Here is a 26,840-nt window from a genome sequence, read left to right as displayed (position 1 = left end):
GCAGCCAATTTTATAAGTAGTTGACGACTACAAGAGCGGCAACCACTACGCTTAATATGAACATGATGCCTTGAACCAGGAAAACCTGTTTGAAGTGGGGGACTAAAGCCCCCGCTTCATTTTGTAAAGCTACTGGCGACCTATGGAGTAGTACTTAATGCCTTTGTCTTTAAGCTTTTGAGGATTGAACAGGTTTCTTCCGTCAAATATTACTGGCTCGCGAAGCTGGCTTTTAATTTGATCCAGGTCGGGCGCTTTGAAGGCCTGCCATTCGGTAATGATGATTAATGCATCGCTTTCTTTTAAAGTCTCTTCTTTTGTTCCGCATAGACTCAAGTCATCACGATTGCTGTAAATTCGTTGAGTTTCTTCCATCGCCTCCGGATCATACGCCCTGACCTTGGCGCCGTTTTTCCATAGAGCCTCAATCAGTACGCGACTGGGTGCTTCACGCATATCATCCGTATTCGGTTTAAAACTTAAGCCCCAAAGAGCGAATGTTTTTCCTGCAATATTTCCATCGTAGTGGTTAATTATTTTTCTGAAAATCACACTCTTCTGGTCGTTGTTCCTTGCTTCTACCGACTTCAGAAGTGTCGCGTCAAAGTCCAGCTGTTCGGAAGCTTTAATGAGGGCTTTTACATCTTTAGGAAAGCAAGACCCACCATAACCGGATCCCGCATAGATGAAGTGATAGCCAATTCTGGGATCTGAACCTATGCCTTTTCGCACCATTTCGATATCAGCTCCGAGCATTTCTGACAAACTAGAAATCTCATTCATAAAGCTGATTTTTGTTGCAAGCATGCAGTTAGCTGCATACTTCGTCAGCTCAGCGCTGCGAATATCCATGACAATTATTTTTTCGTGATTTCGGTTGAACGGAGCATAGAGGTCGCGTATGACTTCTTCTGTGCTAGCCTGCTCTGTTCCAACAATTATCCGATCTGGACGCATGCAGTCGGATACTGCAGAACCTTCTTTTAAAAATTCTGGATTCGATGCAACGTCAAATGAGAGGTCCGTGCGGCCGCGTTGAGTAAGTACGCTCGCCACTCGGTCCCTCACTTTATCGGCCGTCCCAACAGGAACGGTAGATTTGTTAATGATAATGCAATCGCTTTCAATGTTACTTGCTATCGTTTCGGCAACCGCCAGCACATATTTCAGGTCCGCAGATCCGTCCTCATCAGGAGGTGTGCCTACCGCAATGAATTGAACCTCTCCATGTTTCACTGCAGCTATAGCATCTGTTGTGAATTTCAATCTTCCAGCGCTGTAGTTCTCTTTGACTAAGACTTCCAGTCCAGGCTCATAGATTGGAATAATCCCCTGCTCCAGATTTCTTACTTTTTGCTCATCTATGTCCACACAAATTACATCGTGGCCAATCTCGGCTAGCACAGCCCCTTGAACAAGACCTACGTAGCCAATTCCAAATACAGTGACTTTCATGATGATTACCTGTGATACAAACGTTGGTTTTTGGCTCACGCCGTCCACTTGGAAACCTAAGAGATCCCAGGCTTCTCGATAACCTTAAAGTTCGGCGGTAAGAATGACCGATGAGGAAGCAGGCGGCATACGACACGCTACCGCCCCAGGATTTTTCGTCATCTTCCTCAGGACGTGGTGTTTCCATGAAATATCGGTTTGATCATGCCTATTGGCTAATGACCAGGCGCAGCAATAAACGATAAAAAACTCAAGAGCAACAGCAATACCGTCAAAAATCCGAACTTATGACGCGAGCTGTTTAACACCCATCAGCTTTTGTCAGAGGCGTAGGCATAGTGGTAATAACCATAATCACTGTAGCCATATTTATTGGAGGCTTTTTTCTCCACACCGTTAAAAATCGCACCTTTAATGACAACACCATTCTGGGAGAACCGGCGGACCGTCAACTCGATTTCTTTCGCCGGATTCAGGCCATAGCGCGTCACCATCAAATTGGTCCCGGACAAGCGTCCGACGATCGCCGCGTCTGTCACCGCCAGTAATGGTGGCGTATCGAGAATCACCAGATCGTATAGCTCGCTCGCCTGCTCCAATAGCGCGCTGAAATTGGCGTGCATCAGTAACTCGGAAGGATTGGGCGGGATTTGGCCTCGACTGACAAAATCGAAGTTGTCGATTTCGGTCTTATGGATAGCAGTGGCCACATCACAGCGTCGGGCCAGGATATCGGAGAGCCCATTGTCCGAAGGAACACCCAATACTTTGTGCAAATAGCCCTTGCGCATGTCGACGTCGATCAACAATACCCGCAACCCGGTTTGGGCTATCACCACCGCGAGGTTGACCGACACGAACGTTTTACCCACCCGAGGGCTAGGCCCGGAAATCATCAGTCGGTTATTGTCGGCCTCATGCATGGCGAAGTGCAGACTGGTACGCAAACTGCGCAATGCCTCAATTGCCAGATCGGTAGGATGACTGACGGCCAGTAACGTAGAACCTGCACCGGAGCGCCCTCGTCCGCGGGAGACTTTCTCTTCTTCGGTTTTCTGCAGAATGCTGTAAGGAATCGACGCGTAGACTGGCAACCCAAGTTGCTCGATGGCTTCCGGACTTTCCAGCCCTCGGTTCAGCGCCTTGCGCACCAGCACCAGGGCCACCGCCAGGAAGCCGCCAAGAATGGTGGCGATCAGCACAATCAAGGCTTTTTTCGGTTTGACCGGTTTGAGGAAATTGACGTCCGCGGTGTCGATCAGACGCACGTTACCGACGGTGCCCGCGCGCATCACATCCAGTTCCTGAGACTTGTTCAGCAGCTGGGTATAAATGGCCGTACCAACTTCTACATCCCGGGTAAGGCTCAGCAGTTCTTGCTGGGTGGAGGGAAGGCTTTCCACCTTGGTCGCCAAACTTTTCTGCTTGCTACTCAACTCACCGATCTGGCTCAACAATGCGCGATAGGCGGGATGTTGGCGGGTGAACTTGCGGTCCATCTCGGCTTGCTGCAACTTCAACTCGGAGATGCTGGTATCCAATCCGACAATCTGATCGAGAATGGCTTTGGTTTCGAGCGTGATGTCCACGGACTTGCTGCGCGTCTGGTATTCATTCAAGGCATTCCCGGCTTTTTCCAGGTCCTTCTTGACCACCGGAAGTTGCTCTTTGAGAAACGCCAGGCTCTGCGCTGCTTCAGCTGAAGTGCGCTCTACGTTTTGCCGCACATAAATAGCGGCAATTTCATTGAGTATTTCAATGGCTAGGTCCGGATCTGTACTTTCCAGCGCCAGACCGATCATACCCGACTCTTTTCCGCGCTCGACTACATCCAACGCTTCTTGATAGTCGAGGATGCTGGTCAGGCGAGAATTGCGGATGATTCTGAAGCGGGCCCCAGGATTGGCGTGCATTTCCTCTATCTGAAACGCAACACCATTTTGTTCGAAAAGTTGTCCCGCCTGGCTGGCTGCCAATACGTTGTCGTCTTCGTCCACCAGGGTGTAATGACCATTTTCACCCGCAGTCAGGGTCAACTTCTTGCCCAGTTGTGAGTCGGGAAGATCCAGTTTAAATATCTTCAGCGACTCCCCTCCCCAGGCGAAACTGTTCAACCCCAACAAGGGATCGGCTATTGCACCGGGATTTTTATTCTGGAATCGACGCGCCAGGAACTCACCGACCACCGGGAAGTACTTCGGCTGTATGACAATATCAAGTTTCAAGTTGTCGACGGTTTTGCCAATTACGGAGCGCGACTGGATCAACTCGATCTCGGTGGCCGAAGGAGACTCCTTGCCGAGCATGCTGCCGATATCCGAGAAGCCCAGCAAATCGTTCTTTTTCGCTTCAACCTGCAACAACGCATTCGCCTGGAACACTGGGGTCGCCAGTACCGCGTACGCGGCCCCGGCCACCATGAAGGCGCCGGTCACCGCGGCAATCAGCCATTTATGGTCGATAAGTGTTCCAAACAGGCCGAGAAGATCAATCTCGTCATTGTCGTCGTCCCGTACGTTGACTACCGGTGCTTGCTGCATAAGTCAGATTCTTTGCCTGTATTACGATTCAAAAAGGAGTGGCCATCAGCGCGCCAGGCGCTGTGCCCATGCGAGTACGGCTTCTTCGATCAACGCATAAGCGTGCACAAAAGCAGGTTTGCCTTGGCGGAAGGGGTCGCTGATTTCGCGATCGTCTTGCCATTTGCCCAGCAGCAACACTTTGCCTCGCGCTTCGGGAGCAATGTTGAGCACGCCGCTGACATGCCGTCGCTCCATTACCAGAATCAAGTCCGCCTCGCTGACGGCTTGAGGCGTAAGTTGAACGGCCTCGTGCTCATCGGGCAGATGACCATGTTCCTTGAGCACGGCGTGTGCCGTCGGCTCGATGGGCTTGCCCGCCAAGGCAGCGAGGCCGGCCGAGCTGACCTCGATATTGGAACGGACGAGTGCCCCGCGCAGCAGATGCTCCGCGGTGGGACTGCGGCAAATATTGCCGACGCAGACAATCAAAACCCTTTTAAGCAAGATAACATTCCCCGTCTTGTCAACATTGGCGGTGACATAGCACTTGCCGAACATAGAGCTTTAAACTACGAATGAATCCAGGTATTTATAATCCCGGTAACTGCAGCTGAAACTTTCAAACAATCAGTGCGTATTTATTACCATGACGCTTGAACAGCCCCCAACTTTTTCTTCAGACAAAAAATAACATTTCGCTGTTTTAGTTCTGAAAATAACAGTTCAAGAATTTATCCAGACAATTTCTAACAATTGCCGTTTTCGCGCGACCGTTCAATCTAAATTACACCGAAATAGCGAGTGGCTAATATATAGCCGTTCCGTTAGTGCATTGCCAAGGCGTCGGACATTTGGTTAGAACTTGGGTAAGAGATGCCTTGGGCAATAACTTTGTTTACAGCGGGTTGAGTCACAAGCATGCACAACCAGGCCTGCTCGCCGGCCCGCCCGATCTTTGCTCCGCCTGCGCCTGGCACAAACCATAGCGTACTGAGCGTTGCGAACATTTTCCCGAGTGATCGAGCCATTAGAGCCCGTACTTTCCTGCGTTCCCGGTTCCGACAACCTGAGTCGAACCTTTCCTACTGCCATTAGCCACTCCATCTGTCTACTTTCAAGGACGCTTCCATGATTCGTAAATGCCTATTCCCCGCTGCCGGTTATGGGACCCGCTTTTTGCCCGCCACCAAGGCCATGCCGAAGGAGATGCTGCCGATCGTTAACAAGCCGCTGATCCAGTACGCCGTCGAGGAAGCGCGCGACGCCGGCCTGCAACATATGGCTATCGTCACCGGCCGGGGCAAGCGAGCGCTGGAGGATCATTTCGATGTCAGCTTCGAGCTCGAACACCAGATTCGCGGCACTGATAAGGAACGATTCCTGGAAGGCACTCGCGAGCTGATCGATACCTGTACTTTTTCCTATACCCGCCAAGTGGAAATGAAGGGCCTGGGTCACGCCATTCTCAGCGGTCGTTCGTTGATCGGTGATGAGCCATTCGCCGTGGTGCTGGCCGATGACCTGTGCTTGAACCTTGAGGGCGATGGCGTGCTGGCGCAAATGCTCAAGCTCTACGAGCAATTCCGCTGCTCGATCGTGGCGATCCAGGAAGTACCGCGTGAGCAGACTCATAAGTACGGCGTGATTGCCGGCGAGCTGATTCGCGAGGGTATTTACCGGGTCAACAGCATGGTCGAAAAACCCCGCCCGGAAGACGCTCCGTCCAACCTGGCCATAATCGGCCGGTACATTCTGACCCCCGATATCTTCGATCTGATCGCTGACACCGAGCCTGGCAAGGGCGGTGAAATCCAGATCACCGACGCTTTGATGAAACAGGCCCAGAACGGCTGCGTACTGGCTTATCAATTCAAGGGCCGACGCTTCGATTGCGGCGGCGCCGAAGGTTACATCGAAGCGACCAATTTCTGTTTCGAGAACCTGCATCAGAACACCTTGTGACGGCGCTGAACCCTGACAAAGGTGTGCGTTATCGAATCGATTTTTCGGTCTTTATTACCCTATGGACGAAGCCTCTATGAAGACATTGAGTGGTTTCAAGGCAGATGACAGCCGCCGCCCGTATGGCGCTGACCTTAAGAACAACCTCGCGTACCTCATCGTGCGCGCCTATGCGTCGGAACTGGTCTTTCCCCGGGTGCAGAAACCGCCGGTGCTGCTGGTGGAGCGCATCGGTGCCTTCCCCTCTTCCGGGGAAATCCGCCGTCAGGTCAAGGATGGTCCGGCATTTTTGGCGAGCATCAGGCAGCGTTATGCCGCCGACGCCCTCGACATCGACGAGAGCGATGGGCTGAACCTGGTCTTTGCCGACTGGCGTCTCAGCTTGCGTCTTCTGGACGATGATGGCGTGACGTGCCTGACCGTGGAAAGTCGCGGCGACAGCTCGCTCATGCAGCAAAAAACCGTAGAACTGCTGCGGCTAATCGATGCTGGGAGGGAATTCGAATGAACGCGATTGCAGAACACGCCGACAAAGCCTGGTATTTGCTTCAATGCAAACCCAAACAGGACGAGCGCGCCGAAGAGCATTTACAGCGCCAGGGCTACGCCTGTTTTCGCTCGACCTATCGGCGTGAGCGTATTTTGCGCGGGCAGCGTCGAGTGATCAGTGAATCGTTGTTTCCGGGCTATCTGTTTATTCAACTGAGCCTTCAGGACAGTTGGGGCCCGCTGCGCTCGACCCGCGGTGTTTCGCGAGTTGTCGGGTTCGGCGGTCAGCCACTGCCGATCCGCAATGCGCTGATCGACGAGCTCCAGGAGCGAGGGAGCCAGGCGATCGTCACAACGTTATTGAGACACGGAGATACGGTGCGCATCACTGAAGGCCCGTTCTCCGATCTCGAGGCGGTGTTCCTCACCATGGACGGCGAGGAACGGGTGCTGTTGATGATGAATTTCCTGCAGCGTGAACAACACATCAGCTTGCCGTTGGCGGGGGTTAACAAGCTTTAAATTTTGTAGGGGCGGGATTGCCCTAATCTAGTCAGTTAGGCGAATAACCGCTTTTCGTAGGAGCCAGGCTTGCCGGCGAAGGCGATCTCAAGGACGCCTTCGCCGGCAAGCCTGGCTCCTACAAAACCTACGCCCCCTCTGGGAGATGATTCCAGTCGATCCAACCGAAAAACCATGTCGCCAGGATCAGCAAACCGAATGCAATCCGGTACCAGGCAAATACCGCATAACTATGGTTGGCGATGAACTTGAGCAAACCACGCACGGCAATCATCGCAAAGAGGAATGCGGCTACAAATCCCAGAGCAAACACCGGCAAGTCTGCGGCCTGGAACAGGTCGCGGTACTTATAGCCCGAGTACACCGCGGCCCCCACCATCGTCGGCATCGCCAGGAAAAACGAAAACTCGGTAGCCGTCTTGCGTGACAGGCCAAACAGCAACCCGCCGATAATCGTCGAACCCGAGCGCGAAGTGCCGGGGATCATCGCCAGGCACTGTGCGCAACCGACTTTCAAGGCATCGGTCCAGCGCATTTCGTCCACGTGATCGATAACCACCACATGCTCACGTTGTTCGGCCCACAACATGATGATGCCACCTATCACCAGCGCCACGGCCACGGTGATCGGGTTGAAAAGGTACTCATGGATTTTGTCGGCGAACATCACCCCCAGGACAACCGCCGGCAAGAAACCGATCAATAAATTCAGAGTGAAACGCTGCGCATTACGCTGAGTCGGCAAACCGGTAGTGATCTCCAGAATCTTGCGTCGAAACTCCCAGACGACCGCTAGAATAGCCCCCAACTGAATGATGATATTGAACGCCATGGCTCGCTCACCGCCGAAGTCGAGCAAGTCCGCGGCAATGATCTGGTGTCCCGTACTGGAGATGGGCAAAAACTCTGTGAGCCCTTCAACCAACCCGAGAATCGATACCTGCGTAGTGGTCCAGAAGTCCATTAATCCCCCGTTAAACCCTCTCGGCTGAAAGGTCTGTTGATGATGCCGAGCATTTGATGCTGGTCGCGATTAAACCTGTCGGACCAGCGGAGGATTAAAGCGCACTCTCTGCCTGCTTGAGCTAAACGTTATAAAACGTCCATGTCGGAGCGCCGGGTCCGCTCTCCTGAAAATGCTCTCCGCCCCGAGGACGTCTGAGAATGAAATTTTTTTGCAGGACGAGCACTTATGCATCGCGAATTTATGGATGCCACTCATCGTCGGATCGTTGACGTTTCGGCTTTGGGCGCGCGCAATGTCCTACCCGAAAATGATCGCCCAAGAGAAAACTCGATATGGCAAAGATCACTGTACTCGCCGGTGACTTCCCGCAGTGCGACGGGGAATATCACCTTGGAACCATCACCCTCAAAACGTCCCTCAAACCCCGGCTTGGAAAAAGCTTTCCGGTCTCGGAATTTAAAGACCTGACCATTCAGAACACTGATTCGAACAAGAATATAAAGACCGCCATAGGCCTGGGCCTCGCGGGCGCCATGTTGCTTGGTCCCGTCGGAGCCATCGCCGGCTATCTGCTCGCGGGAAAAAACACCGAAGTGACCTTTATGGCCACTTTAAAGGACGGCGGAAAGCTGCTCGCGGCGACTGATAGTGACACCTACCGGGATATCTCGGCACGCGCCCTGAAAAAATCCCGGGCCGGCCGCCGAGCCCCCCTTTCCAGCTCACTTAACAACGGCTCCATTCATTGATCCGCTTGCCCGGCGACTGCGAGAATGTTGCAGGGCACCCGATAAAGCACATGCTCCGTGGTACTGCCCACCCATTTTTCCAGCCCCCTGCGATGCGCATTGCCCATGACGATCACGTCGGCCCGGTGATGCGCTGCAAAGTCGGCCAGTGCTTTGCCTGGCGGCCCTGCAACGAAGTGTTGCCGTTCGGTGGGCACGCCGTAGTGATCAGCCAATGCGATGAATGACTTATGCAAAGACTTGCGCACGTCGCTGTTGAAGCCAGGCATCGTCACTGCACCCGCGCCCGCATCGGATATATGCGTCTGCGATAGATCGTAGGCATACAGCAGATGCATTTCTGCATTGCATTGCATGGCCAATTCGTTCGCAGCCTGGATGATCAGGTCGTTGATTCCGGTGATCTGAGTCTCTGGGTGCGACGGATCGACTGCCGCCACGATCACGCGCGGAAGTGGGCAACTGACTTCGCTGACCAGATGGACAGGCACCGGACATTCACGCAGCAGATGCCAATCCAGAGGCGTGATGAAAACGCGTTTGAGCGCCGACTCATGCTGCACGTCCTTGATCACCAGATCCGCCTGCGTTGCTGTCACGTGCTGAAGGATCTCTTGCAGTGCGTCGCGAGTGAAAAGCACCTCGGTACTCAGGTTGATCCCGCGCCCACGGATCAGATCGGCTTCATCCTTGAGCCATTTTTCGTTCTCTTGCTGGCAAGCCTCACGAAACCGCGCACTGGCGTGGATCAACCCCAGGATGTTGAAATCTTCGATGAACACCGTGATATGCAGCGCTGCGCCCGTGGCTTCGGCAAGGGCGACGGCCCGCTGCAGCGCCGGCGTGTGACGCATGGTGGGGCCGGCTATTAGAAAGAGTCGTTGATATTGGCTCATGTCACACCTCCAAACGTTCTGGGATATCTGCTCGCTCCCCCAGCCTCTCGTCTGTCGCACCGCCAGCGATCTGCTATCGCCTCAATGACCTGGATCGACACAATCAATATACGCCTGGATTCAACTAACCAGACAAGATGGGGTTCATCGTACCCACTACGATGAACCCCATCCCGACGGCCAAATGATTGACGACGCGAAGTTACTTCTTCGCATACTTCGCGCCGTGCGGATCGTTAAGCTTTACCTGCATCAGTTCCCACTCGCGCTGAATAGTCGCGTAAGGGATAAAGATGCTGATCCGCTCAGCGCCCTTTAACCCGGGATGGAAACTCACATCATTAAGCGTAGTGGAGAAAAAACCGACATTGATACCGACAATGTTGCCGTCACTGGCGATGACGGGGCCACCCGACATCCCTTTTATCATCGGGGCATCATGGATGGCATAGCGTTCGCCGCTGCCTTCATCGCTATTGATGAAAGGCGCCGGGTACACTTTGCCTTTGCCGGTGACGGTCGTCATGTAGGGGCTCGCCCCCACGGCAGTGATGTGTTCACCCACACGCGGCGCGCGCCATGACGGGTAGCGGCCGTCGGCCTTGTGCTGGATGAAGACGAGGTCGCAGCCGGTGCTGCAGCGGTATTTCACGTTGCGGATGAGAGGGGTGTGACGGGTGGTGACGGCATAGTCTTCGTTCCATTGCACGGCCGAGGCCATGTACAGATAGGGCAAGGGAAAGCCTGAGAAGACAGAAAAATATGAATCATTGGCAGGCCCCGACAAGTCGGGTTTTACCATACCGTTGCATCCTGCAATACCAGCTCCTATTAAAAAGTAGGTCATGATTTTAATCATGATTATCACCGACTTATAAGGAGGATTTGATTTTTATTGTGGCGCTTCTCTTAGTTGTCAGTTTCTTGTAGTTTTCTCACAGCGTGGCCTGGTGCGTTTATTTATGGCTGAGGTTTTAATAAATGCGTATGAATGAATTGTGCTAAGACTAATTGCTTTTCGATCCATGTCATGGATTGCACATATTTGGCGCCTGAAAAATGGCAGTGGACCGAATAAAAAAATAGAAATGGAAGTTGCTATATTGCGAACAAAACTAGTGAATCGCCGCCTTCAGGGCAGCTTAAATCACTTTGGCATGCCTCGGTAACGCCACAGAAATCAGCGCTGCGAAAATAACAAATGCGCTGGATATCCATAAACACGCCCCCAGCCCGAAAGCCTGATAAACCCAGCCAGAGAGCACGGTGCCGATCAGCCGTCCCATGGCGTTGGACATGTAATAAAAACCCACGTCCAGCGACACGCCATCTTCCTTGGCATAGGACACGATCAGGTAGCTGTGCAGCGAGGAGTTCACGGCAAACAGCGCGCCAAAGACCATCAATCCACCTAACAGCACCCCTTGTTGCGACAACCCGGTGTTCAGCCCCAGAGCGATTGCCGCGGGCAGGCCTGCCAAGGCAAGCGCCCACAGAAATGCAGCGCGGCCATCAGGAACCTGCCCTCGTTGCTTGCCGGTGATTCGCGGCGCGAACGATTGCACGATGCCGTAGCCGATCACCCAGGCCGCGAGGAATCCCCCAACCTTCCAGAAGTCCCAGCCAAAGACGCTGCTCAAGTACACCGGCAACGCCACGACAAACCAGACATCGCGGGCACCGAACAGAAACATCCGGGCCGCTGACAGAATGTTGATGGCCCGGCTCTTGGACAGGATGTCGCGAAACCTGGGCTTGGCTTTGGCCTTGCCCAAATCCTTCTTCAACAGGATCACGCTGCTGACCCAGATCAGCGCCAGGACGCCAGCCATGGCCAGCAGTGCTCCTTTGAACCCGATCAGGGCGAGCAATGCCCCGCCGAGAAAGAAACCGACACCCTTGAGTGTATTCTTCGAGCCAGTGAGGATGGCGATCCATTGATAAAGCGTGCCCTGCTGCCCATCGGGGACTAACAGCTTGATCGAGCTTTTGGCGCTCATCTTGTTCAAGTCTTTGGCGATCCCTGATAACGCCTGCGCGCCCATCACCCAAGGGATCGTCAGCCACGCCACTGGCACCGTCAGCATCAACAGCGCCACAACCTGCATCCCCAGCCCGATGTTCATGGTCCGGTTCAGGCCCAGTCGGGCGCCGAGATAACCGCCCACCAGATTGGTGATCACACCAAAGAGTTCGTAGAACAGAAACAACGCCGCGATTTGCAGCGGGCTGTAGCCCAACGCGTGAAAGTGCAGCACCACCAACATGCGCAGGGCACCGTCGGTGAGGGTGAAGGCCCAGTAATTGCCCGTCACGAGCAGGTACTGCCGCACTTGAGGAGTGAGGGCTGACAACGCTTTCATCACCGCTCCTTAAACGGCCAGGCCGACCATTCTGGCCAGTTCGACAGTGCGGTTCGCGTAACCCCATTCATTGTCGTACCAGGCATAGAGTTTGACCTGAGTGCCGTTGATGACCATGGTCGACAGCGCATCGATGATCGATGAGCGCGGGTCGGTGCGGTAGTCGATGGACACCAGCGGACGCTCCTCGAAACCGAGGATATCTTTCAATTCGTTCTCGGACGCGTCCTTGAGGAACTGATTCACTTCTTCGACAGTGGTGACGCGCTCGACTTCAAAGACACAGTCGGTCAGCGAAGCGTTGGCCAACGGCACGCGCACGGCGTGGCCATTTAGACGCCCGCGCAGTTCCGGGAAGATTTCGGCAATGGCGGTGGCCGAGCCGGTGCTGGTCGGGATCAGACTCATGCCCGACGCTCGCGCTCGGCGCAGATCCTTGTGCGGTTGGTCGAGGATGCTTTGAGTGTTGGTTAGGTCGTGAATGGTGGTGATCGAGCCGTGGCGAATGCCCAGCTTTTCATGAATCACTTTGACCACTGGCGCTAGGCAATTGGTGGTGCACGATGCGGCGGTGACGATGCGATGTTCCGCCGGGTTGAACAGTTGATGGTTGACGCCCATGACGATGTTCAGCGCGCCCTTTTCCTTCACCGGAGCGCTGACCACCACGCGCTTCACACCTTGGTCGAGGTAAGCCTGAAGCAGCGCGACGGTCTTCATCTTGCCGCTGGCTTCAATCACCAGATCGCAGCCCGACCAATCGGTGTCGGCAATCGCCTTGTTGGCGGTAACTTTGATTCGTTTGCCGTCGATGACGATGCTGTCGCCTTCGGAGTCGGCCTGGTCATTCCAACGGCCATGCACCGAGTCGAAGTTCAGCAGATGCGCATGCGTTGCCGCGTCGCCCGCCGGATCGTTGATCTGCACGAACTCGAATTCTGGCCAGCTCCAGGCTGCGCGCAGAGCGAGGCGACCGATGCGGCCAAAACCATTGATGCCCACTTTGATAGTCATGTTTCCCCCTTCAAATGGAGCGCTGATTGACACGTTTCATGAACTCTTGCGCCGATTCCTTGCGCTCCGAATATCGATCGACCAGATAGTCCTGACGGTCGCGCAGCAGCAAGGTGAATTTCACCAACTCTTCCATCACATCCACGACACGGTCGTAGAACGGCGAAGGTTTCATCCGACCGTTATCGTCGAACTCCATATAGGCCTTCGGTACAGAGGATTGGTTGGGAATGGTGAACATGCGCATCCAGCGCCCCAGCACTCGCAGTTGATTGACTACGTTGAACGACTGCGAGCCACCGCACACTTGCATCACGGCGAGGGTCTTGCCCTGGGTCGGGCGTACGGCGCCCATCGCGAGCGGCACCCAATCGATCTGCGCCTTGAAGACCGCGCTCATCGAACCGTGACGCTCTGGTGAACACCAGACCTGCCCCTCCGACCACAACATCAACTCGCGCAGTTCCTGCACCCGTGGTGATCGTCGCCAGCATCATCAGGCAGCGGCAGACCAGACGGATTGAAAACCCGTGTCTCGGCGCCGAAGTGCTGTAGCAACCGGGCGGCCTCCTCGACCAGCAAGCGACTGAAGGAACGCTCACGGGTCGATCCGTACAGCAGCAAAATGCGCGGCTTGTGGCTGGAGGTTTTTTCGATGCCGAGCTTGTCGGTCGACGGGAGATCAACCAGTTCGATATCGAGTTGGGGCATGTGGTCATCGTGCATTGTCATTGTCCTGCGCAATAGCGCTTCTGGAATCATCGAACCGGACAGCAGGCCGCTGCCCGTTCAGGACGGTCACCCATTTCTTCAAGGCGTTTGGCATCTGGGTTCAACCAGTGCCCGTTGGCTTCGAGCGCCACGGTCAGCACCTGATGCACCCAGCCCGGCAGATGCGGATGCAGTCGGTAATAAACCCATTGACCCTGCCGACGGTCCGAGAGCAATCCGCACGTACGTAACTGCGCCAGGTGCCTGGAGACTTTGGGCTGGCTCTCATTCAACGCACAGGTCAGCTCGCAGACGCACAGCTCTCCCTCACGGGCAATGAGCAGCATCATGCGGACGCGGTTGTCGTCAGCCAGGCATTTGAAAACAGTGGTCGGCGTCAGTTGGTCAGCCATTGGGTTTCTCAGCGTTTGGTATTCGCGCATCAAAGATGAATACAGGTATATGCGTTTTTCCGAATATACGTTTTGCCGCATGTAAGGGTCAACGGCAAATGTGTCGACTCCGCACGTGAATGATATTTATTTACTTGCAAAAGGTAATCGTTATCATTAGCGGCAATAACTAAACAAGGAGCTCATGGTGGCTTTACCGCGCATTTACCCCGCCTCTCTCTCACTGCTGGGGCTTTTTGCAGTACCTGATTTGCAAGCAGAAACCCAATCGACATTAGCCCTGCCTGCAACCGCTGTGACCAGTGATTACAGCGAGCAGAGCTACAAGCCGACCGACAGCCGCAGCGCGTTGAAGATCGACGTCCCACTGCGGGATATCCCGCAAACGGTGAACGTGATCCCCCAGAGCGTGATCAGGGATCAGGGCGCGCAGTCGATGGAAGACGTGTTGAAGAACGTCCCCGGCATCGGCCTTTCCAATGGCGATGGCCAGCGCGACCAAGTCACTATTCGCGGCTTCAGTGCCATCGGCGACATGTACGTCGACGGCGTTCGTGACGACGCGTTGTACTTCCGCGATCTGTCCAACGTCGAGCGCGTGGAAGTGATCAAGGGGCCGGCAGCGGTGCTCTATGGCCGTGGCTCATCCGGTGGCCTGATCAACAGCATCAGCAAGAAACCCAACTTCACCCCTAAACAGGAAGTGGGTGTCAGCTTCGACAGCGAGGGTAAAAAGCGCACGCAGTTCGACGCTGGCTGGGCCGATCAGCGGCAAAACGACAAGGCATTCCGGGTGACTGGTGCGCTGGAGAACAGCGACACCTTCCGCGATGACGGCTATATCGATCGCAAGGCCATTGCGCCTTCGGCCTACTTCAAGCTCTCCGACGATCTTGAGCTGAACCTGGGGGCGACGTACCTCTACGACAAACGCTTGATCGACTTCGGCATTCCCGCGCGGGGCAATCGCCCCGTCGATGTCGATCGGGACAAGCGCTTCGGTTCCGCCGACCCGGATGACGATTACACCCGCAGCGAAGTGTTCTCGTTCACGGCCGGCGTCGACTACCGCATCAACGACGACTTCACCCTGAGCAACACCAGCCGCTACTACCACTACGATCTGGATCGCAACAACACACTTGCCGACTCCAGCCCGACACGTTTCGTCACCGCCCCCAACGGCGAGCTGCTGGTAAAGCTCAATCGCGGCAACGTGCAGCGTAAGGAAGATGGCTGGTTCAACCAGACCGAACTGAAGCAACAGGCCACGCTCGCCGGGATGAACCACAACCTGCTCTATGGCGTGGAGCTGGGGCGTCAGGTCAAGGATCAATCGGTCTTCAGCCAGAACAACGTGGCGCGGGTCCCGGTGTACCGTGATGGCTTGGTCGACGTGCCGTTCCAGGCCAACCGACAAACCGCCAAGGGCACCACTACCCAGGACACGGCCGGTTTCTACGTCCAGGATCTGATTGAACTGACCCCGCAATGGAAAGCTTTGCTGGGTGTGCGCTATGACGTGTTCGACCAGGAATATTCGGATGACCTGACGCGTGCCACCATGTCTCGAACCGACAACACCTGGAGCCCGCGCGCAGGCCTGGTCTATCAGCCTGATCAAGTTCAGTCCTACTACATTTCGGTGAGTCGCTCTTACCAACCCTCCTCCGAAGTCTTCGCCCTGAGCACTAGCAACCAGGACCTTGAGCCGGAGCAAACCACCAACTTCGAGATCGGCGGCAAGTGGGACCTGCTCGACAACCGCCTGGCGTTGACGGCGGCGCTGTTCCGTCTGGAACGCACCAACATGAAAACCACCGATCCGGCGAACCCGACCAAACTGGTTCTGTCGGGCGAGCAGCGCACCGACGGTCTTGAACTGACCGCCAGCGGGCAGTTGAGTGACAAGTGGCAGGTCTATGCCGGCTACGCCTATCTGGACGCCGAGATCACCAAGTCCAACAGCCGAACCAACGGCGTCGCCAACGAAGGCCAGACACCCACCCTGACCCCGCGTCACAGTGCCAACCTGTGGCTGGTGCGCTCGCTGACCAACACCTGGCGCGTGGGCATGGGGGCAAACTATGTCGATGACCGTTACACCGCCCTGGATAACCAGGTGATCATGCCCGCTTACACTACCGTGGACGCGGCGTTGCTCTACAACTTGCCGAAATGGGACATGGCGCTGCGCTTGCGTAACGTCTTCGACAAGGACTATTACGCCTCGGCCCATGGCTCGGTGGACCTGATCACTCCCGGAGCACCACGAACTCTGGAGCTGAGCACTAACTACCGGTTCTGAGTGAAAGCCTGAAATCAAATGCCAATGCCGATCGGTTAAGACGCAAAACCTGTGGGAGCGAGCCTGCTCGCGATAGCGGTTGAACATTCAGTATCAATGTCGACTGGTCCGCCGCAATCGCGAGCAGGCTCGCTCCCACATGGATTGCGCTTAACTGACCGGCAACAAACGCCCTGCATTCCAGGGCGTTTATTGCAGCCCGGAACATCGTGACATTGATCAAAAGCTCAACTAACCTTCAGCGCGCGGAGATGATTGAGAATCTCTCGCGTTGTCAGACAACAACAATGTATCGAGGAAAACCCATGCGTAAACTTCTGTTGCTCTCCCTTCTTGCCGCCTCTCCCCTGGCCTTCGCCGGCCCTGAATGCACCAAAACCGACAAGGCCCAATGGCAGGACCAGGCTAAATTTCAGGAAGATCTCAAGGCCAAGGGCTACGACATCAAGAAGTTCAAAGTCACTGGCGGCAATTGCTACGAGATCTACGGCTTTGACAAAGACAAGCGTAAAGTCGAAATCTACTTTGACCCGGTCACCGGCAAGGTCGTGAAAGAAGAAATCGAATAGGACTAATGTGAAAGCTGAAACCCAGCGCCTCTGGGACCCTCTCGTACGCGTTTGTCATGGGTCCCTGGCGGTTGTCTTCATCAGCGACTACTTCCTCAATGAGGAAGGCGACGGCTGGCATCGCTGGCTCGGCTATTACGCCGTGGCTGTCGTGCTGGTGCGTGTGGTGTGGGGGTTCATCGGCCCGCCATCGGCACGTTGGTCAGACTTTTGGCCAACCCTGACGCGGGTCGTTCAGCATGGCCGGGCGCTGTTTTCCGGCAAGGGCTATCACCGCATGGGGCACTCGCCCATCGGAGCACTGGTGATGGTCCTCATGCTGCTGTTGATGACCGGCCTGGGTATCAGCGGTTTTTTGATGGAAGAAGTGGACTATTTCTGGGGCGAAGACTGGCTACGTGATGTCCACGAGTTTATGGCCAATGCACTGCTCGCATTGGTTTGCGTGCACATCCTCGCAGCGCTGGTGGAAAGCGTTCGCTTGCGTGAGAACCTGCCTCTGTCAATGATCACGGGCCATCGTCGCAAGCGCTAGCTCTCAAAGATTCCTGATACCGCACATTGCCCTCCCCCTCGCGGGAAAGGGCGAGTGCCAACCCTATGTGTGATGAATTTCCCGATCCTTGGTTTCCGGCAGGAAGAACGTGCCAAGAATGGCCGTCATCACGGCGATGACGATGGGGTACCACAGCCCGTAATAGATATCACCCGTGGCCGCGACCATGGCGAAGGCCACCGTGGGCAGAAAGCCGCCGAACCAGCCATTGCCGATGTGATACGGCAGCGACATCGAGGTATAGCGGATGCGCGCCGGGAAGAGTTCCACCAGCCAGGCGGCGATCGGGCCGTAGACCATGGTGACGTAGATCACCAGGATGGTCAGGAGCAACAACACCATCGGATAGTTGGTCTTCGCCGGGTCAGCCTTCTCGGGGTAACCGGCATCCTTGAGGGCGGTGCCGAGGGTAGCGACGAAGGCGTCGTTGCGGGCCTTGAAGTCGGCGACCGGCATGCCACTGCCCTCGAAGCTCGGGATCACCTTGTCGCCGATGCGCACCTGCGCCACGGCGCCAGGCTCGGCCTTTTCGTTTTTGTAGGGAATAGCCTTCTTCGCCAGCAGGGTCTTGGCGAGGTCGCAGGAGCTGGTGAATTTGGCCTTGCCCACCGGGTCGAACTGAAACGAGCACTTACTCTGATCGGCGATCACCGTGACCGGGTTTTTCTCCTGCGCGGCGAACACGTCGGGGTTACCGTATTGGGTCAACGCATGGAAGATCGGGAAGTAGGTCAGCGCCGCAATAATGCAGCCGGCCATGATGATCCCTTTGCGGCCGATGCGGTCGGACAGGCTGCCGAACACAACGAAGAACGGCGTGCCGATCAGCAGCGAGCCGGCGATCAACAGATTGGCGGTCTGCGGGTCGATCTTCAGCGTCTGCAACAGGAAGAACAGCGCATAGAACTGCCCGGTGTACCAGACCACGGCTTGGCCGGCGGTACCGCCGAGCAGCGCCATGATCACTATCTTGAGGTTATCCCAGCGGGCGAAGGATTCGGTCAGCGGCGCCTTGGAGGACTTGCCTTCTTCCTTCATCTTCAAGAACACCGGCGACTCGCTGAGTTGCAAGCGGATGTACACCGAGACGATCAGCAGCAGGATCGACAGCAGGAAGGGAATCCTCCAGCCCCAGGCCTCGAAGGCCTCAGTGCCTAGAATGGTGCGGCAGGCGAGGATCACCAGCAGCGAAAGGAACAGGCCGAGGGTCGCGGTGGTCTGGATCCACGAGGTGAAGTAGCCGCGCTTGCCCTTCGGTGCATGTTCGGCCACGTAGGTCGCCGCGCCACCGTACTCACCGCCCAAGGCCAGGCCTTGCAACAGGCGCAGGGTGATCAGGATGACCGGTGCGGCCACGCCGATGGTCGCATAGCCGGGCAGAAAGCCCACTATGGCGGTGGAGACACCCATGATGACAATGGTGATGAGGAACGTGTGCTTGCGCCCGATCATGTCGCCCAGTCGGCCGAATACGATGGCGCCGAAGGGGCGTACAGCGAAGCCCGCGGCGAACGCGAGCAGCGCGAAGATGAAGGACGTTGTCTCATTGACGCCGGCGAAGAAGTGCTTCGCTATGATCGCAGCGAGGGAGCCGTAAAGGTAGAAGTCGTACCACTCGAACACGGTGCCCAGGGACGAGGCGAAAATGACTTTGCGCTCCTCCTTGGTGATCCCGTGGTGGGGCGCGCTGCCCGTGGATGTGTTGTCGATTGCGGCCATGAGTCTTCTCCGTCTTGCTCTTGTTATAGGCCGGAGTACCTTTTTACCTTTCTACCGCACCCAGGCCCCAGGGCTGATGTCATCGGATCAAGGATTGCGCGAAGCATGGAAACAGGCTGACGGCCTCGCATCGCTGCAAGGTTTCCTGAAGCATAATCGGCTTCGCGCAGATATCCACTCGGGCCATCGCGCTCAAACCCGGGCCGACCCGCTGTCGCATGACTGTTCAAGCCTGTGAGATCCCACGCGAAGCGTCTGGGTGGTGCCCCGCTGCTGCCTATTCTTCGGGCGACCATCGCCTGGAACTTCGCAGCGAAAGAATTTCGTATACCCTATCGCCATCTCACTCCAAACGACCGCTGCCGTGAACCTACCCAAACTCAACGCTCCCGACCTTGGCAATACCCCTTCGACCTCGGAAATCATCACCCGCCATTTGCGGGACGCGATCGTCGCCGGGCATTTCGCCGAAGATGAGCCGATTCGCCAGGACGACATTGCCCGCCAGTTCAACGTCAGCAAGATTCCGGTGCGCGAGGCCCTCAAGCGGCTGGAGGCCGAAGGGCTGGTGTTGTTCCAGCGCAATCGCGGGGCGATGGTCACGCGGGTTTCCGATGCAGAGTTGGCGCAGATGTTCGAAGTGCGGATGTTGCTGGAGGACAAAATACTGCGCCTGGCCATTCCCAACATGACCGAAGAAACCTTCGCCCGTGCCGAGCGTATCTGCCAGGAGTTCATTGGCGAAGACGACGTGGGCCGCTGGGCCGAGCTCAATTGGGAGCTGCACGCCTGCCTTTACGAGCCGGCGCAACGGCCGTTTCTGGTCAGCCTGATTCGTTCGGTCAACGACAAGTTGGAGCGCTACCTGCGCATGCAAATGAGCCTGTCGGCCGGCAAGGAACGGGCTGATCACGAACACCGCGAGATCATCAAAGCCTGCCGTGCCGGAGATGTGGACCTGGCGGTGAAACTGCTGGACGAGCACATTGCAGGGGTCTGCAAGACCCTGTTCGAGCATCTGCCTCACGCGCACTGACCACTAGGATGCTGTGCTGATTTCGTCATCGGCACAGGATAAATCCATCAAGCCGGCACCCCGCTGCACAGGCCACTCTTTCGTTCACTCATCTGAACGGACGTGGCCCTCCCATGAAACGCATCACCGTGATCGACTCCCATACCGGCGGCGAACCGACCCGTCTGGTGACTGCCGGCTTTCCTGACCTGGGCACCGGCAGCATGGCCGAACGCCGCAAGCTGCTCGCCGAACATCACGATCAATGGCGCGCCGCTTGTGTGCTGGAACCGCGTGGCAGCGACGTGCTGGTGGGCGCCCTGCTCTGCGAACCTGTGGACCCGAGCGCTTGTGCCGGGGTGATTTTTTTCAACAACACCGGTTATCTGGGCATGTGCGGCCACGGCACCATCGGCCTGGTGGCGTCGTTGGCGCATCTGGGCAAGATCAGCCCCGGCGTGCATCGCATCGAGACGCCGGTAGGTACGGTGCAGGCGACCCTGCACGAAGACCATTCAGTGAGCGTGCGCAATGTGCCGGCCTACCGTTACCGCAAGGCACTGGTGTTGCAGGTGCCAGATGTCGGTCAGGTGGTCGGCGATATTGCCTGGGGCGGCAACTGGTTTTTCCTGATCGCCGAGCATGGCCTGCGGGTGGCCGGCGACAACCTCGACGCGCTGACCGCTTATACCTACGCCGTGCAGCAGGCGCTGGAGGCCCAGGGTATTCGTGGTGAAGACGGCGGGCTGATCGACCATGTCGAGCTGTTCAGCGATGACGATCACGCCGACAGCCGCAACTTTGTCCTCTGCCCCGGCAAGGCTTATGACCGCTCACCGTGCGGCACCGGCACCAGTGCCAAACTGGCGTGCCTGGCAGCTGACGACAAACTGCAACCGGGGCAGATCTGGCGGCAGGCCAGTGTCATCGGCAGCGAGTTCGAAGGCTCCTACGAATGGCAGGGCGAGCGCGTCGTGCCGACCATTCGCGGCCGTGCCTTTATCAGCGCCGAAGCCAGTTTGATCATCGAACAGGATGACCCGTTCGCCTGGGGCATTCGTCCATGAACGAGGGCCTGGTGGCCGATGTGATCGTGATCGGTGCCGGCATTATCGGTGCCGCCTGTGCCCAGGCGCTGGCCCGTCGCGGCTTGCAGGTGTTGGTGCTGGACGCCGGCCTGCACGGTGCGACGGCGGCGGGCATGGGCCACTTGCTGGTGCTCGACGACAACCCGGCCGAGCTGGCCCTGAGTCAATATTCCCTGCAACGCTGGCGCGAGCTGGCACCGGACCTGCCCGACGGCTGCGCCTACCGCAACAACGGCACGCTGTGGCTGGCGGCCAACGCCGAGGAAATGGCGGTCGCCCATGGCAAATACCTGAACCTGCAAGCCCAGGGCGTGGCTTGCGAATTGATCAGCGCCAGTGCCTTGCGCCAGCGTGAACCGGAACTGCGCGAGGGGCTGGAAGGCGGTTTGCTGATCAATGGCGACGGCATTCTTTATGCGCCGGCGACGGCCAGCTGGATGCTCGACACACCGAACATTCGTCAACGCCGGGCGCGGGTCAGCGCGGTCGATGGCAACCGCGTATACCTCGATGACGGCCACTGGTTGAGCGCCGAAGCGGTGGTGTTGGCCAACGGTATTCAGGCCAACGAACTGTGCCCGGAGTTGCCCATCGAGCCGAAAAAAGGTCACCTGCTGATTACCGACCGCTACCCCCGCACCGTCACCCACACCTTGGTCGAACTGGGTTACGTCACCAGCGCCCACAACGCCACGGGGCCGTCGACCGCCTGCAATATTCAGCCGCGTTCCACCGGGCAATTGTTCATTGGCGCCTCGCGCCAATTCGGTACCACCGACCCGCAAGTCGAAGGCTGGATGCTGGCGAAAATGCTCAAGCGCGCCGCCGAGTACATGCCCGGGCTGGCCCGACTCAACGGCATCCGCGCCTGGACCGGCTTTCGCGCCGCCAGCCCCGATGGCCTGCCGCTGGTTGGCCAACACCCGCAGCGCCAAGGCTTGTGGCTGGCCGTCGGTCATGAAGGGTTGGGCGTGACCACGGCCCCCGGCACCGCCGATTTGCTGGTCGCGCAACTGTTCAACGAAACCCCGCCACTGGCTGCACAACCCTATCTACCCCAGCGTTTTCTCGGAGAACCTGCCTATGCCTGAATTGCTGCTGGACGGCCGCGCCTTGGAGGTTGCCGAGGGCACCAGCGTCGCCGCTGCGTTGGCGCTGGGCAGCGACGGCTGCACGCGCACCTCGGTCAGTGGCCAGCGCCGCGCACCGCTGTGCGGCATGGGCATCTGCCAGGAATGCCGGGTGACCATCGACGGCCGGCGACGCCTCGCCTGCCAGACCCTGTGCCGAGACGGCATGCAGGTGGAGACACGCCCATGAACGAATACGCCGATCTGCTGATCGTCGGTGCCGGCCCCGCTGGCATGGCCGCCGCCCTTGCCGCCGCACCCACCGGCGCACGCATCGTCATGCTCGACGACAATCCGCTGCCGGGCGGGCAAATCTGGCGAGACGGCCCGCAAGCCAACGTGCCTGATCAGGCCCGTCGCCTGCGTGAGCATTTGCAGTCTTGCAGCAACATCCGCCATCACGCTGGCACCCGGGTGATCGCCAGTCCCGGTCCGAAAAAACTGTTGGTCGAAGATGATGACGACGGCTGGTTGATCAGCTACGACAAACTGATTCTGTGCACCGGCGCCCGCGAGTTGCTGCTGCCCTTCCCCGGCTGGACATTGCCGGGCGTGACCGGGGCCGGTGGCTTGCAGGCGCTGATCAAGGCGGGTGTGCCGGTGCAGGGTGAGCGCGTGGTGATCGCCGGCAGCGGCCCGCTATTGCTGGCGAGTGCCGCCACCGCGAAAAAGCATGGCGCGCAAGTACAACGCATCGCCGAGCAAGCCTCGCGCATCGCCGTCGCCGGTTTCGCCGCGCAACTGCCCCGCTGGCCCGCCAAATGGTTGCAATCGTTTAGCTTGTTCGACCGCCATTACCGCACCGCGACTCACGTGCTGGCCGCCCTTGGCACTGATCGATTGGAAGGCGTACGCCTGCAACAGCAGGGCAAAATCATTGAACTGGAATGTGATCGACTGGCCTGTGGTTTCGGCTTGATCCCGAACATTCAATTGGGCCAGGCACTGGGTTATGCCATCGAAGGTCAGGCATTAGCAGTGGATGCCTGGCAGGCCAGCAGCCGCACCGATCATTATGCGGCCGGCGAATGCACCGGGTTTGGTGGCAGTGAACTGGCGTTGGTCGAAGGTGCCATCGCTGGCCACGCGGCGGTCGGCAACCTTGAAGCGGCCCGCCAATTGTGGCCACGCCGGGCACGCTGGCAGAGGTTTGCGAAGGCACTGAATCAGGCATTCGCCCTCGACCCGCAACTCAAGTCCCTGGCCCAATCCGACACCCTGGTCTGCCGCTGCGAAGACGTGCCCTACGCCGCATTGGCCGGGCACACTGATTGGCGCGAAGCCAAGCTGGCCAGTCGCTGCGGCATGGGCGCCTGTCAGGGCCGAGTGTGTGGCGGCGCGGTGCAGCACCTGTTCGGCTGGCAACCCTCGGCGCCCCGCCCACCCTTCAGCCCGGCGCGAATCGAGACCTTGATGTGCCTGGACGACACCCCGCCGGCCTGATTCCCCCTCGGGGGTTTCGGCCACGCTGTCGAGCCTCTATGATCCCGGGGTCGCCATCAGACCCCAGCGCCATGTATCCCTCGCTCAACACCTTCAAACCCTGCGACCTGCCAACGCTGCTCAACAGTCTGCAGCCGATTGCGCCGCTGCTCGATACCCTGGCAGACGTGGTGTTTTTCATCAAGGACCGCGAAGCCCGCTACGCTTTCGTCAACCAGACCCTGGCCCGGCGTTGCGGTTTCAAACATCGCGAGGAGCTGCTGGGGCTCACCGCCGAAATGGTCTTCCCGGAACGCTTCGGTCCGCTGTACACCGAACAGGATCGACGGGTACTGTCCAGCGGCCGCGAACTGTCCGACCAACTGGAATTGCACCTGTATTACGGCAACCAGCCGATCTGGTGCCTGACCCACAAGCTCGCTTTGCAGGATGAACAGGGTCACATCGTTGGCCTGGCCGGAATCTCCCGCGACCTGCAATCACCCCAGTCCAACCATCCCGCGTACCAGAAACTCGCCGCGGTGGATGCGCACATCCGCAGCCACTTCGCCCGCCCCATCAGCCTCGGCGAACTGACCGCCATCGCCGGTTATTCCGTGGCGCAACTGGAGCGGCACTGCAAACGGGTATTCCAACTCACCCCACGGCAGATGATTCACAAGGCGCGCCTGGAAGAAGGTTCGCGGCTGTTACTGCACACCGACCTGCCGATCACCGAAATCGCCTTGCGCTGCGGCTATACCGACCATAGTGCTTTTAGCCGGCAGTTTCGGGCGTTGACCAGTCTTTCGCCGAGTCAGTTTCGGGATAATCAGCGATAGGAATGTGTTGTTCTTTAGGGCCTCATCGCGAGCAGGCTCGCTCCCACAGGGGATTTGCAGTGAATCCATTTTTTGCGAATGCTGCAGATCCAATGTGGGAGCGAGCCTGCTCGCGATGAGGCCAGCCCAGCCAACACAAAACCCTCAGCAAGACCATTAAACAAGCGATGTTTAAGCGACACTTCCAGACACTCACCCAGGCTACACAACCTTGCGCCGTTGCCTACGACTACGCCAGAATCCGCCGGCTTGTACGCCTTGAGGCCGGGCTCTATCGTTTCCGGGTCGTTGACGAATCAGCGATCGGATTTGACCGTCCGAATCAATCAAGGCGCGCCAGCGTCCAAGACCAAATTCAGGCATTGCCTGAAATATCGTGTCGCGGTGGCTGTGCGTGGGACACCTTCGGGTGTGCCGGATTCCTTGATGTCCGGTCGGTCAACCCGCGTACAGCTGCCACCTTGTTCGTTTGACCGCGAACGGCGGTAGCTCCACTCATCAAGGAGCTTCATCATGTTCAAACCAACACCCAACCCGCCGAAAACCGATCCAACATCCCCCTACGAATCCCTCGATTCCAAAAAGCTCAACGAAGCCGCCGACCGCGCCCTCGACCACTACCTCAAGCCATCCATTCCCAAAGACACCAAGCGCAAACCCAGCACCATTTATCATGTGGGTGAGAAGGTCGATAACGAAACCCTGCCGGTCAACGCCTGCGAATCCCTGGCGTCAGCGAGCATGATGCTCAGTGAATTCGCCGGATTGATGGACATGCCATATCGCAACATGATGTTGGGGATTCAATCGGTGGTCATGCTTGGGGAGTTAGCAGTGAATCGGGTGCTGGATAATCTCGATCCGCAAGGCTAGCGAAGACCTGTGGCGAGGGGGCTTGCCCCCGTTCGGCGGCGAAGCAGTCGCAAAACCGGTGTATGCGGTGTACCTGAAAACATGCGGTTGCAGGTTATGGGGTCGCTTCGCAACCCAACGGGGGCAAGCCCCCTCGCCACATGAGGTGTGTCAGAGCACGGGTTAGTCGATCAAAAGATCGCAGGCCCGGTGTTCCTTAAAGGGGCGCCCCGCACAACCATTGCTCCCATCTGTAACACCCGCCATTGCGGGCCCATGCCTTCACGGCGTCACTCCCCCTCCAGTTGCGCCACCACAACACCTCTACTTCAAGACCTGACGACTATTTCGCGCTTCTGCCTGGAAATAGGCACATTGATTGCTATTGTTAATATCGTATACGAAATCCCCAATACGATATCCAACAGCACTTCACATCAACGAGGCCTCTATGAAAAACCCCGCATTTGCCGTAGCCCTCAGCGCTGTTCTCAGTACCTCCTTTATCGCCATCGCCCAAGCCGACAAGCTCGACGACATTATCGGTTCGGGCAAGCTGCGTTGCGCCGTGACCCTGGACTTCCCGCCCATGGGTTTTCGCGATGCAGGTAACAACCCGGCCGGTTTCGACGTGGACTACTGCCATGACCTGGCGAAAATCCTCGGGGTCGATGCCGAAGTCGTAGAGACGCCGTTCCCGGACCGGATTCCGGCGTTGGTCTCCGGACGGGCCGACGTGATCGTTGCCTCCACCTCCGACACCCTCGAACGGGCCAAAACCGTCGGCCTCACCGTGCCCTACTTTGCCTTCCAGATGGTAGTGCTGACCCGCGACGACACCGGCATCAACAGCTTCGACGACATCAAGGGCAAACCCGTCGGCAACACCAGCGGCACCTATGAGGCCATCGCCCTAGAGAAAGACGTGAAGAACTGGGGCACCGGCACCTTCCGTGCCTATCAGTCGCAAAACGACACGCTGTTGGCGGTCGCCCAGGGTCATATCGACGCCACTGTGGTCACCAACACTGTGGCCGCCGCCACGCTAAAATCGGGCAAATACAAGAACCTGAAAGTCGCCGGTAACGCCCCGTACGTGATCGACTACGTTTCCCTCGGTGCCAAGCGCAACGAGTACGGTCTGCTCCGGTATCTCGACCTGTTCGTGAACCAGCAAGTGCGAACAGGCCGTTACAACGAGCTGTTCACCAAATGGGTCGGCACCGAGATTTCACCCACCGACCTGACCGTGCCAAAGGTCTACTACTGAGATGTC

General features: G+C 57.3%; 25 protein-coding genes and 1 pseudogene. 15 read left to right on the top strand and 11 right to left on the bottom strand.

The features are described from left to right. Nucleotides 1-129 precede the first annotated feature (129 nt). The 3 genes from ACYZT2_RS11905 to ACYZT2_RS11895 all read right to left on the bottom strand — a co-directional run bounded on the left by ACYZT2_RS11905 (nucleotide 130) and on the right by ACYZT2_RS11895 (nucleotide 4,415). A complete protein-coding gene (locus ACYZT2_RS11905; protein WP_461972291.1) occupies nucleotides 130-1,455 on the bottom strand; it encodes a UDP-glucose dehydrogenase family protein in 1,326 nt (441 codons plus the stop codon). Between the two features lie 311 nt (nucleotides 1,456-1,766). Next, nucleotides 1,767-3,995 carry a polysaccharide biosynthesis tyrosine autokinase gene (locus tag ACYZT2_RS11900; protein ID WP_461972289.1) on the bottom strand — a complete coding sequence of 743 codons (2,229 nt, stop codon included), beginning with the start codon at nucleotides 3,993-3,995 and terminating at the stop codon, nucleotides 1,767-1,769. Nucleotides 3,996-4,040: 45 nt separating this feature from the next. Further along, nucleotides 4,041-4,415, bottom strand: a complete 375-nt coding sequence (locus ACYZT2_RS11895) for an arsenate reductase/protein-tyrosine-phosphatase family protein (protein WP_461973076.1) — start codon at nucleotides 4,413-4,415, stop codon at nucleotides 4,041-4,043. Nucleotides 4,416-5,105: 690 nt separating this feature from the next. On the opposite strand from ACYZT2_RS11895, the gene galU reads away from it, so the two are divergent. From galU to rfaH, 3 genes are all read left to right on the top strand, one after another. Continuing rightward, nucleotides 5,106-5,939, top strand: coding sequence for a UTP--glucose-1-phosphate uridylyltransferase GalU (gene galU / locus ACYZT2_RS11890; RefSeq protein WP_461972287.1), 834 nt, complete (start codon nucleotides 5,106-5,108; stop codon nucleotides 5,937-5,939). A gap of 76 nt (nucleotides 5,940-6,015) precedes the next feature. After that, the gene (locus tag ACYZT2_RS11885) at nucleotides 6,016-6,447 is read left to right on the top strand and encodes a phosphomannomutase (protein WP_461972285.1); all 432 of its coding nucleotides are present in this window, start codon (nucleotides 6,016-6,018) and stop codon (nucleotides 6,445-6,447) included. Next, nucleotides 6,444-6,950, top strand: coding sequence for a transcription/translation regulatory transformer protein RfaH (gene rfaH, locus ACYZT2_RS11880; RefSeq protein ID WP_461972283.1), 507 nt, complete (start codon nucleotides 6,444-6,446; stop codon nucleotides 6,948-6,950). Before ACYZT2_RS11885 ends, rfaH begins: the two co-directional genes overlap by 4 nt. 127 nt (nucleotides 6,951-7,077) lie before the next feature. On the opposite strand, the gene ACYZT2_RS11875 is transcribed toward rfaH, so the two are convergent. Continuing rightward, complete coding sequence (locus ACYZT2_RS11875; RefSeq protein WP_461972281.1) at nucleotides 7,078-7,914, bottom strand: undecaprenyl-diphosphate phosphatase; 837 nt, start codon at nucleotides 7,912-7,914, stop codon at nucleotides 7,078-7,080. Nucleotides 7,915-8,249: 335 nt separating this feature from the next. On the opposite strand from ACYZT2_RS11875, the gene ACYZT2_RS11870 reads away from it, so the two are divergent. After that, entirely contained in the window at nucleotides 8,250-8,666 is a 417-nt protein-coding gene (locus ACYZT2_RS11870) for a hypothetical protein (RefSeq protein ID WP_461972279.1), read from the top strand. Here the strand turns inward: ACYZT2_RS11870 and ACYZT2_RS11865 are convergent. From ACYZT2_RS11865 to ACYZT2_RS11840, 6 genes and pseudogenes are all read right to left on the bottom strand, one after another. Beyond that, a complete protein-coding gene (locus ACYZT2_RS11865; protein ID WP_461972277.1) occupies nucleotides 8,660-9,562 on the bottom strand; it encodes a universal stress protein in 903 nt (300 codons plus the stop codon). The genes ACYZT2_RS11870 and ACYZT2_RS11865 overlap by 7 nt on opposite strands. A gap of 202 nt (nucleotides 9,563-9,764) precedes the next feature. Then, nucleotides 9,765-10,364 (bottom strand): trypsin-like peptidase domain-containing protein, encoded by a 600-nt coding sequence (locus ACYZT2_RS11860; protein WP_461973074.1) that lies wholly within the window; start codon nucleotides 10,362-10,364, stop codon nucleotides 9,765-9,767. Nucleotides 10,365-10,704: 340 nt separating this feature from the next. Beyond that, nucleotides 10,705-11,925: an organoarsenical effux MFS transporter ArsJ gene (arsJ, locus tag ACYZT2_RS11855; protein ID WP_461972275.1), complete on the bottom strand. Its 1,221-nt coding sequence runs from the start codon at nucleotides 11,923-11,925 to the stop codon at nucleotides 10,705-10,707. A gap of 9 nt (nucleotides 11,926-11,934) precedes the next feature. Further along, nucleotides 11,935-12,939 carry an ArsJ-associated glyceraldehyde-3-phosphate dehydrogenase gene (locus ACYZT2_RS11850; RefSeq protein ID WP_461972273.1) on the bottom strand — a complete coding sequence of 335 codons (1,005 nt, stop codon included), beginning with the start codon at nucleotides 12,937-12,939 and terminating at the stop codon, nucleotides 11,935-11,937. Between the two features lie 10 nt (nucleotides 12,940-12,949). Further along, nucleotides 12,950-13,665, bottom strand: a pseudogene (gene arsH / locus ACYZT2_RS11845) (arsenical resistance protein ArsH). 32 nt (nucleotides 13,666-13,697) lie between these two features. Then, entirely contained in the window at nucleotides 13,698-14,063 is a 366-nt protein-coding gene (locus ACYZT2_RS11840; protein ID WP_461972271.1) for a metalloregulator ArsR/SmtB family transcription factor, read from the bottom strand. Nucleotides 14,064-14,247: 184 nt separating this feature from the next. Here ACYZT2_RS11840 and ACYZT2_RS11835 point away from each other — a divergent pair, with 184 nt between their 5' ends. The 3 genes from ACYZT2_RS11835 (at nucleotide 14,248) to ACYZT2_RS11825 (ending at nucleotide 17,475) form a co-directional block, all read left to right on the top strand. Further along, entirely contained in the window at nucleotides 14,248-16,371 is a 2,124-nt protein-coding gene (locus ACYZT2_RS11835; RefSeq protein ID WP_461972269.1) for a TonB-dependent receptor, read from the top strand. 305 nt (nucleotides 16,372-16,676) lie between these two features. Beyond that, nucleotides 16,677-16,940 (top strand): PepSY domain-containing protein, encoded by a 264-nt coding sequence (locus ACYZT2_RS11830; protein ID WP_461972267.1) that lies wholly within the window; start codon nucleotides 16,677-16,679, stop codon nucleotides 16,938-16,940. Between the two features lie 7 nt (nucleotides 16,941-16,947). After that, complete coding sequence (locus ACYZT2_RS11825; RefSeq protein WP_461972265.1) at nucleotides 16,948-17,475, top strand: cytochrome b/b6 domain-containing protein; 528 nt, start codon at nucleotides 16,948-16,950, stop codon at nucleotides 17,473-17,475. Nucleotides 17,476-17,538: 63 nt separating this feature from the next. Here ACYZT2_RS11825 and ACYZT2_RS11820 read toward each other — a convergent pair whose 3' ends face one another. Next, nucleotides 17,539-19,215, bottom strand: coding sequence for an MFS transporter (locus tag ACYZT2_RS11820; RefSeq protein WP_461972263.1), 1,677 nt, complete (start codon nucleotides 19,213-19,215; stop codon nucleotides 17,539-17,541). 364 nt (nucleotides 19,216-19,579) lie between these two features. Between ACYZT2_RS11820 and ACYZT2_RS11815 the strand changes: the two genes are divergently transcribed. From ACYZT2_RS11815 to ACYZT2_RS11780, 8 genes are all read left to right on the top strand, one after another. Then, on the top strand, nucleotides 19,580-20,251 hold the full coding sequence (locus ACYZT2_RS11815) for a GntR family transcriptional regulator (RefSeq protein WP_461972261.1): 672 nt from the start codon (nucleotides 19,580-19,582) through the stop codon (nucleotides 20,249-20,251). Between the two features lie 113 nt (nucleotides 20,252-20,364). Next, nucleotides 20,365-21,297, top strand: coding sequence for a 4-hydroxyproline epimerase (locus ACYZT2_RS11810; RefSeq protein ID WP_461972259.1), 933 nt, complete (start codon nucleotides 20,365-20,367; stop codon nucleotides 21,295-21,297). Then, complete coding sequence (locus ACYZT2_RS11805; RefSeq protein ID WP_461972257.1) at nucleotides 21,294-22,409, top strand: NAD(P)/FAD-dependent oxidoreductase; 1,116 nt, start codon at nucleotides 21,294-21,296, stop codon at nucleotides 22,407-22,409. Before ACYZT2_RS11810 ends, ACYZT2_RS11805 begins: the two co-directional genes overlap by 4 nt. Continuing rightward, on the top strand, nucleotides 22,402-22,638 hold the full coding sequence (locus ACYZT2_RS11800; RefSeq protein WP_461972255.1) for a (2Fe-2S)-binding protein: 237 nt from the start codon (nucleotides 22,402-22,404) through the stop codon (nucleotides 22,636-22,638). The genes ACYZT2_RS11805 and ACYZT2_RS11800 overlap by 8 nt, the downstream gene beginning before the upstream one ends. Next, a complete protein-coding gene (locus tag ACYZT2_RS11795; protein ID WP_461972253.1) occupies nucleotides 22,635-23,891 on the top strand; it encodes an FAD-dependent oxidoreductase in 1,257 nt (418 codons plus the stop codon). The genes ACYZT2_RS11800 and ACYZT2_RS11795 overlap by 4 nt, the downstream gene beginning before the upstream one ends. A 71-nt stretch (nucleotides 23,892-23,962) precedes the next feature. Next, nucleotides 23,963-24,712 (top strand): AraC family transcriptional regulator, encoded by a 750-nt coding sequence (locus tag ACYZT2_RS11790; RefSeq protein ID WP_461972251.1) that lies wholly within the window; start codon nucleotides 23,963-23,965, stop codon nucleotides 24,710-24,712. Between the two features lie 513 nt (nucleotides 24,713-25,225). Further along, a complete protein-coding gene (locus tag ACYZT2_RS11785; RefSeq protein ID WP_461972249.1) occupies nucleotides 25,226-25,585 on the top strand; it encodes a DUF6124 family protein in 360 nt (119 codons plus the stop codon). A gap of 430 nt (nucleotides 25,586-26,015) precedes the next feature. Beyond that, nucleotides 26,016-26,834 (top strand): ABC transporter substrate-binding protein, encoded by an 819-nt coding sequence (locus ACYZT2_RS11780; RefSeq protein ID WP_461972247.1) that lies wholly within the window; start codon nucleotides 26,016-26,018, stop codon nucleotides 26,832-26,834. Nucleotides 26,835-26,840 lie beyond the last annotated feature (6 nt).

This window comes from Pseudomonas sp. MDT1-85 (assembly GCF_054898065.1).
Note: the sequence above shows the minus strand (reverse complement) of the source record. Positions and strands in the feature narration are given on the sequence as shown.